At 48.7% G+C, this 7,870-nt stretch carries 6 protein-coding genes; 3 read left to right on the forward strand and 3 right to left on the reverse strand.

Annotated elements, in window-relative coordinates:
- Nucleotides 1-136: 136 nt before the first annotated feature.
- From ACESLU_RS08760 to ACESLU_RS08770, 3 genes are all read right to left on the reverse strand, one after another.
- On the reverse strand, nucleotides 137-1,264 hold the full coding sequence (locus ACESLU_RS08760; RefSeq protein ID WP_372638021.1) for a glycosyltransferase: 1,128 nt from the start codon (nucleotides 1,262-1,264) through the stop codon (nucleotides 137-139).
- A 335-nt stretch (nucleotides 1,265-1,599) separates the two neighbouring features.
- Nucleotides 1,600-3,357 carry a capsule assembly Wzi family protein gene (locus ACESLU_RS08765; RefSeq protein ID WP_372638024.1) on the reverse strand — a complete coding sequence of 586 codons (1,758 nt, stop codon included), beginning with the start codon at nucleotides 3,355-3,357 and terminating at the stop codon, nucleotides 1,600-1,602.
- A 61-nt stretch (nucleotides 3,358-3,418) separates the two neighbouring features.
- Nucleotides 3,419-5,065, reverse strand: a complete 1,647-nt coding sequence (locus ACESLU_RS08770; RefSeq protein ID WP_372638027.1) for a capsule assembly Wzi family protein — start codon at nucleotides 5,063-5,065, stop codon at nucleotides 3,419-3,421.
- A gap of 411 nt (nucleotides 5,066-5,476) precedes the next feature.
- Between ACESLU_RS08770 and cysQ the strand changes: the two genes are divergently transcribed.
- The 3 genes from cysQ to cysD all read left to right on the forward strand — a co-directional run.
- The gene (cysQ, locus tag ACESLU_RS08775) at nucleotides 5,477-6,241 is read left to right on the forward strand and encodes a 3'(2'),5'-bisphosphate nucleotidase CysQ (RefSeq protein ID WP_372638030.1); all 765 of its coding nucleotides are present in this window, start codon (nucleotides 5,477-5,479) and stop codon (nucleotides 6,239-6,241) included.
- Between the two features lie 44 nt (nucleotides 6,242-6,285).
- A complete protein-coding gene (cysC, locus tag ACESLU_RS08780; RefSeq protein WP_372638033.1) occupies nucleotides 6,286-6,816 on the forward strand; it encodes an adenylyl-sulfate kinase in 531 nt (176 codons plus the stop codon).
- 180 nt (nucleotides 6,817-6,996) lie between these two features.
- On the forward strand, nucleotides 6,997-7,870 hold an 874-nt coding region (cysD, locus tag ACESLU_RS08785; protein WP_372638036.1), incomplete at its 3' end, for a sulfate adenylyltransferase subunit CysD.

Here is a 7,870-nt window from a genome sequence, read left to right on the forward strand (position 1 = left end):
GGTTTGCAATAGAAAAGCGGAAAATCAAGATATAGGCCCACCCGATAGCATTCAGGGACAGTGTAATTTACACTTGGGTTAGGGATGGCCGCTTTTTACCGGCCGTTGGGTCGTTTAAGCCCATTATTTTAAAAGGTCACTTAAGGTTTGCTCCGTGTTCTTCGATCTTTTCGTCAATAAAAGCCTTTAGCTGTCGGCGGAAGTGCTTTTCATCGAACCGGGTGACGGACTGCATAACCGTTTCCCGGTCAAATGTCTGCTGCTCAAAGGCGTCGATTGCCCGGAGCAGGCTATCGGGTGTCTGCTCATCAAAAAAGCGCCCGTTTACCTTTTCCCTGATATAATCCCGTGTGCCTCCTTTGGAAAAGCCGATGACCGGGGTACCCAGGGCCATGGCCTCGACGGGACTCATCCCAAAGTCTTCTTCGGCGGCAAAAAGGAACGCCCTGGCTTTGGCTGTCAGCTCGGTTTTTGTTTCCTCGTCGACGAATCCCAAAAAGGTGATATTGTCGGATTCCGCCAGTGCCCTGAGCCTTTCGCTGTCGTTTCCGGCCCCGGCAATCAGTAACTTGCGATCCGGGGTTTGGTTGAAAGCCTCGATCAGCAGGTCCACTCTCTTATAGGGGACCAGCCTGCCTACCGTAATGTAGTAATCATCGTCCACAGAGTCTTCATACTTGTCTTTGTAGCGGTCTACTTTGATAGGGGGATGAATAACCCGGGCTTCTCTCCGGTAGATGGATTCTATACGCCTTTGGACCGTAGTGGAATTGGCGATAAAGTAATCAACCCTGTTGGACGCTGACACATCCCAGATACGCAGGTAATTCATCACATAGCGCAGAATGGGACGGGTGAACCTGCCGATGTCGTTTTCGTTGCGCAGGTATTCGTGATATTTAACCCAAGCCTGCCGAATGGGGGTATGCACATAAGCGATATGCAGTGTTTCTGGGCGGCATAATACGCCTTTGGCCCATAGATAGGAGCTGGAGATGACCAGGTCGTAGCCCGTCAGGTCGAAGTCTTCAATATAGGTAGGGTAGAGGGGCAGCAGCTTGCGGTAGTGGTTGCGCCTCCACCGGGAATCTTTGAGTTTGGGGTGTTCGATAACCTTGTGACCGGAAAAGTACTCACTGACAATCTTTTCTTCGGCTATCATGGTATAGATATCCGCCCCGGGAAAGAGAGAAGCGATCTGTTGAGTGACGATTTCGGCCCCACCAAACTGGTTGAGGAAGTCTGTTACAATGGCTGTTTTCAAGTCAAAAAAAGTAAAGGTTCTAAGTCACAAAATAGTGATCAAAAGATACATTATATGTAATCGGTATTACAAAAATAATTCCTCTTACAAATTTAAAGCGGGCTTTATATAATGCTATATGACTTTTGCCTGTTAAAAAAAGTTGTCAAAAGCAATGTGACACGGGTTATAGGAAACTTTTCAAAACCGTTCTGTTGGTCAATGTCGGCGTTATCGGTCGGTTGAAATCCACCCCTATTGGCTATATGCCGGGATTCCAACCTCCCTCTGGCCCTGACCTCGAACAAAATCCTGGTTTATCAAAGGATTCTATGTATGAGTCTGTTACACAAGACCTAATGAAAAAGATACCGCACCGACAGTTGATACCGTAGGTTGATGAGATCTTCTTTGTAACGGCTTTCCCAGCTTATGGGAAGCCGTCCGTAATTATAACGCCCGTAATTATAGTTTTTATTCCACGTCATACTTGCTCCGAGCAGGAGGTTGTAGATACGATATTTGCCGTTGATACCTATATTTAGTTTCACCTGGTGCCTGTATTGATCCTTAAACCCACCTTGTGGATACCACCGCTGGTTCCACTCGTAATGATAATGGTCGTTGTCCACCATGCGCTGGGCAAAAACGCCCACTTTGCCCTTGTTGAAATAACCTTCGACCCCCAGGTACTGGCTGCTTGAACCGGGGCCGATAGCCGCTCCCAGAACTTGTCCGCGGTTCGTGTGTCCCTGCTTCACTCTTTTATGGGTATAATAGTAGGTTTGGGGACGAACATCATCCACCCGGGGTGGTATCAGGGAATTGATCTCCGCGTTAACTTTTACGAAATCGATCCGGTTGCTTTGTATGATTTTTTGGGCGCCCAGGGTATAGGCCCGTCCGTGTTGAGGTTCCATCATAAAATCACGGAAATTCCAGTTGTGGTCTTCTTTATAGAATTCTCCATAGAATTCAGCATCACTTTCAGGAAGAACCCATCGGAAAAAAACAGAGGATAAGGCATTTTTATCCTGGTAGTGACTGGCATCTCTAAAGCCATCCAACACTTTTTCATCGGGGTTTGGGAAAGATCTGAAAATAGCCAGATAATCCGCGCCCTTAAGTCCCTCGTCCGGAATGTATTGATGCAGGATGCGACTTGTTCCGATGTATAAATTAGGCAGGAAGGAGGGAGCGTACACAATATTTAAACCATTCATGAAACGCTTCCGCTGGTAGTCCCTCCCCAGGTCAAAATATTCAGAGTCGCGCGGCCAGCCCCAGATCCAGCGAAATTCCAGTCGCCCGATATTCCAGGGAAGTTCCAGGGGCTCCCGGCTTCCCAGGAAAGCGTGGGGCACGCCGGCGGCATTATTGCTCATCGTGAGGGCATACTGGACACCGGGTCCCCACCACAGTGGTTCAGAGCTGAGCCCAAGTTCAATATCGTGGTGATGAAACCGGACCGAAGAATGTCCCCAGTCAAGGGTCGTATAACTGTCGGGGCCAAACCGGAAGGGACGGTCAATACGTTCGGCCAGCGTATCTTCCGGGAGTGTGCCTTCAGCTATATATCGGATGTCTCCATTGCGCTCAACCGGAACAAAACGGGGGACAGGAAACGATCTGTTCTGTTGATAAATGATGTGTGGTCGAAGACTGACATCCAGGAAGTCGGAGGTAATGTGAAATCCGCCCTTGAACTCGGTATTCAATCCGCGGCCATACCAGGCAGCTCCATTATTTTCACTGTAAGGCAGCTCACTGTTGAACGTCCCTTTCATCACGGGTTCAAAAAAGCCAAGCGTAAAATCTTCTGTGAGTTTGATAGCCGGCGACTGTAAGGGTCGGGCCCACCATGTATTGGAGGGTTTGTAATCCTGCGTTATTTCCTGGTAACTGCGGTTGCTGAGGGGTCGATTTGAAAATGATATATTTGTAGTGGAATCCGAAAGCAGCTGAAACAGCCGAAACTGGCTTTCACGGAACTCTCCGACAGGAATGGTTTGGGCCTGCATCCGTTGCAGGGGGACGAGCATGATCCCCGCTGTGAGCAGCAGGAAAAATACCTTAATCCGGGCTGTACCAATGTGAGATAAAGTAGAAGTCAAACTAAAAAGTTTTATGATTCAGGAATTGATCTGTTTGGTAGCGGGATCAAAGAATCCGGTATTAATAATGAAAAAGATAGCGGGCGGACAACTGCAGCTGCATATTAATTTTATCGTTTTTGTCGACGGTATCGAAATCGACATCGAGGTTTCCATAATTATATCGCCCGTAGTTATAGTTTTTACTCCAGGTTAGTTGAGCACCCAGCAAGAGAGGACCGGTTTGGTAGGATCCTTTGAGGCCTATATTCAAATTGATGCGGTGCCGCCAGATATCCTTGTAGCCCGTCCCGAGGTCCGGCCGGTCGTAATATTCGTAATGGAAAAAGTCGTTGTCGGCCACGCGCTGGATAAAAAGTCCCAGCATGCCATCATTAAAGTAACCCTCCGCACCAAAATACTGGCTGCCTGAACCAGGTCCGATGGCCGCCCCGAGGACTTGTCCCCGGCTGGTGTGCCCCTGCTTTATTTTGTAATGGCGGTAATAATAGGTTTGGGGACGCACTTCATCTATCCTGTTGGGAACCAGGGAGTTGAATTCTGCGTTAAATTTCACAAAATCGATCCAGTTGCTTTCCACAATTTTTTGGGCGCCCAGCGTATAGGCCCGGTCGTGATCCGGTTCCATCATGAAATCCCGCAGATCATAGCTGTGGTCTTCCCGAAAATATTCTCCATAGATTTCAGCATTGCTTTCCGGAAAGACCCAACGAAAGTAGATGGAAGCCAATTGATTTTTGGCGTCATCCAGTCCACTGTTATCCGATTCGTCCTGCTTTACTTTTTGAAAGGCCTGGATGATATCAAAAAAGTCGGATACGTCGAGTCCGTCTTCGGGCACATACTGGTGGAAGGTGCGCGTTACTCCCACCGTGAGATTGGGGATAAAGGAGGGGGAGTAGCTGAAGTTGAGCGCATTCATAAACCGCTGGTCGTTATTGCGAGTGAAATACTCGGAATCGCGGGGCCATCCCCAGATCCAGCGGAATTCAATACCCCCGATACCGAGGGGCAACGCCAGCGGCTCGCGGGTCCCCATGAAAAGATGGGGAATACCGGCGGCATTGTTGCTCATCATCAGGGCATACTGTACCCCCGGTCCCCACCAGAGCGACTCGGTACTGGTGCCGGCTTCAATACTTTTGTAGTGGATCCGGGCTGATGAATGTCCGAGGTCAAAATCGCTGTACCCGTCGGGACCAAATCGGTAGGGCATATCTATATTGCCGAAAATAGCCCGGTATTGAGGGTTCCCGTCACCATCGGTGGGAATGAACCGGGGTTTGGCAAAATCCCGGTTTTGGGTATAGATTACATGGGGACGAAAACTGAGGGTGAGATAGTCCGACGTCAGGTACAACCCGCCCTGAAACTCCGTATTAAGTCCCCGTCCATACCAGGCCGCGCCATTATTCTCGCTGTAGGGCAGTTCGCTGTTATAGGTCGTGGTCAGCACCGGCTCATAGACGCCGGCCTCAAAAAAGTTGAGAAACGACGTTTTGGGACCTTCCAGGGGCCGGGCCCACCAGGCCGCGGAAGAGGAAGAGGGATGGTCTGCATCATGGGTCAGCTTTCGGAAGGTTGACATCCACAGGGGACGGTTGGTCAGCGATGTCTGAATGGTGGAATCTGAAAGAAGCTGCAGCGTTCGATAATGCTGGTCGTTGACACTACCGACAGGAATAGGCTGCCCGAAGAGGTTTTGCAAAGGATATGCTGATAAGATAGCTATAACTAACACCAGCTTTGCAGAAGTTACTATTGAACGGGAAAAAAAAATGGAAATGGTACGAGTCAATGGTTTTCGTCAAGGTGATTATTAAATGGACTAAAGTAAAAGAATGCGGCTAAAATAGCTAAAATCTATTCCCAGATATCTGAGTCTGCATAGTTCTTTTTGACGGTTTTTGTTCCCGAGGCAATGATCCTGTACCGCAGTAATGCCCGGGAAATCGAATTCCCGTTTCTAAAATAGTAATCCCTCTCAGCTGTGCGGCTATCCTGGGAGGCACCTGCTTTCAGACCTAATCCTTATTTCAACAATATTTTTAGTATCTTTGGCGCTGAATGAAAAAAAATAGAAAAGGAATTAATAAATTAACTATAGATTATAGATTAAATGTTGAAGGAAATTATTGCGACAGCGAAACAGGCGGGAGCGGCTATTCTTGAATATTATGATGATGACGTAGAAGTCATGCATAAAGAGGACGACTCCCCGCTTACCAAAGCGGATTTGGCAGCTCACCACATTATTGTAGACGCGCTGAAAAGGATTGATCCGGATACCCCGGTTATATCGGAAGAGTCCGGCATCCCCGATTATGACGACCGCAGGGAGTGGACCGCTTTTTGGATTGTGGATCCCCTGGACGGGACCAAAGAGTTTATCAAAAAGAATGGAGAATTTACGGTTAATATCGCGCTGATCGATAACGGAAAACCGGTTTTGGGGGTTGTGTATGTGCCGGATAAAAAAATAACCTATTATGCCACCCGGGAAGAAGGAGCGTTTAAGCAGGTGGGCGATGAGGAGCCGCATCGGATATATTCGGAAGCCAGTAGCACCGACAGCCCCCTGACGGCCGTTCAAAGTCGCTCACACGGTTCGGATTCGCTGATCAAACAGCTGCAGGAAAAGGGCCTTCAGGTAACCGAAACGATACCTGCCGGCAGTTCTATCAAGTTTTGCCTGGTCGCTGAAGGAGCGGCCGATATCTACCCGCGGATGGGACCGACGATGGAATGGGATGTAGCCGCGGGAGACTGTGTCTACCGTTATTCGGCCCGCGAAGGGGTACACCCCTCTCCCCTGACCTATAACAAACCTGATTTAAAAAACAGCGGCTTCCTGATAGGGCTTAAAGAAGCTGTCGATTTTTGAAAGATAAATTCAACATTCAACACTTAACATTTATCATTAATAGCATGTCAGAAGAAAAGAAACTAAAGCCGGCGGTCCTCTGGTTTACAGGGCTTTCCGGTTCCGGCAAAAGCACTATCTCTGAAAAAGTATATCCCGCCTTGAAAGAACGCGGCTACCGGGTGGAACACCTCGACGGGGACGCCATTCGCGACATTTTCCCCTCGACCGGATTTAGCAAGGAAGAACGCAACGCACATATCAGGCGGGTAGGTTACATTGCCAGCCGACTGCAGGCCCATGGTGTTTTTGTGATCGGGTCTTTTATCTCTCCCTACCGGGAGGCACGGGACTTCGTACGTGATCTGTGCGAGGACTTTGTGGAGATCTATGTCTCCACCCCGCTGGAAGTTTGTGAAGAACGGGATGTGAAAGGCCTCTATGCGAAGGCGCGCAAAGGAGAGATCGATAATTTCACCGGGATCAGTGATCCGTATGAGGAACCGGAGAACCCCGAGCTGGAAATCGATACTACGGATATTACTCCCGGGGAGGGGGTGCAAATGGTGTTGGATTATTTGGAAAACAGGGATTAGTTACTGTCCGCCGCCCCCGTGAGACGTTAAGAGTTAATAATCCATAAACTTTGAAACAATTCGCAGTGCTGGCGGTTATGAAGGAAGTACAAACCATATAGGATCCTATTCCCTGATGGTTTTTCTATTTATTAATGCTTAATTTTAGCAGCTTTATAAAACAAACAATGATTGTCTTGTATGAGAAAGTATAAATTAAGTCACATTCGGCAGTTAGAAGCTGAATCTATTCATATTATGAGGGAGGTCGCCGCCCAGTTTGAGAATCCGGTATTGATGTTCTCGGGTGGAAAAGACTCGATTACGATGGCCCGCCTGGCCGAGAAAGCATTTTGGCCTGGTAAAATTCCCTTTCCTTTCCTGCATGTGGATACCGGCCACAATTTTGATGAGACCATTGCGTTTCGTGATGAACTGATGGACCGGCTCGGTGTGAATCTCATTGTTGTGAAGGTCCAGGATCTGATAGATTCCGGACGCGTAAAAGAGGAAAACGGTCCCAATGCAAGCCGTAATAAACTACAGATTCCCGCTTTGCTGGATGCACTGGAAGAACACGGCTTTGATGCCGCATTTGGAGGGGCCCGGCGGGATGAAGAAAAAGCCCGGGCCAAAGAACGGTTCTTTTCTCACCGCGATGAATTCGGCCAGTGGGATCCCAAGAACCAGCGTCCGGAGCTCTGGAATCTGTATAACGGAAGGAAGAATCACGGCGAGCACTTTCGGGTTTTTCCACTTAGCAACTGGACCGAGATGGATGTCTGGCAGTATATTGCCGCGGAGGATATTGACATACCAAGCCTGTATCTTGCCCATGAGCGGAAAGTTGTTGAGCGATCGGATACGTACCTGGCGAAATCTCAGTTTATTTCGCTGGAAGAGAATGAGGAATATGAGCTGAAAACAGTTCGATTCCGGACGATCGGAGATATGACGTGTACCGGGGCTTTTAAATCCGAAGCTTCCACCGTGGCACAGATTATCGAGGAAGTTGCTTCAGCACGCATTACCGAGCGGGGCAACAGGACGGATGACAAGCGGGCGGAGGCTGCTA

Origin of the sequence: Fodinibius sp., assembly GCF_041642155.1 — a bacterium.
In the GTDB taxonomy this organism is placed as follows: Bacteria; Bacteroidota; Rhodothermia; order Balneolales; family Balneolaceae; genus Fodinibius.

What these genes read in the sequence shown, in the direction of transcription:
- cysQ (WP_372638030.1), top strand. Translation starts at nt 5,477, where the DNA reads ATGTTGAAGGAAATTATTGCGACAGCGAAACAGGCGGGAGCGGCTATT.
- cysC (WP_372638033.1), top strand. Translation starts at nt 6,286, where the DNA reads ATGTCAGAAGAAAAGAAACTAAAGCCGGCGGTCCTCTGGTTTACAGGG.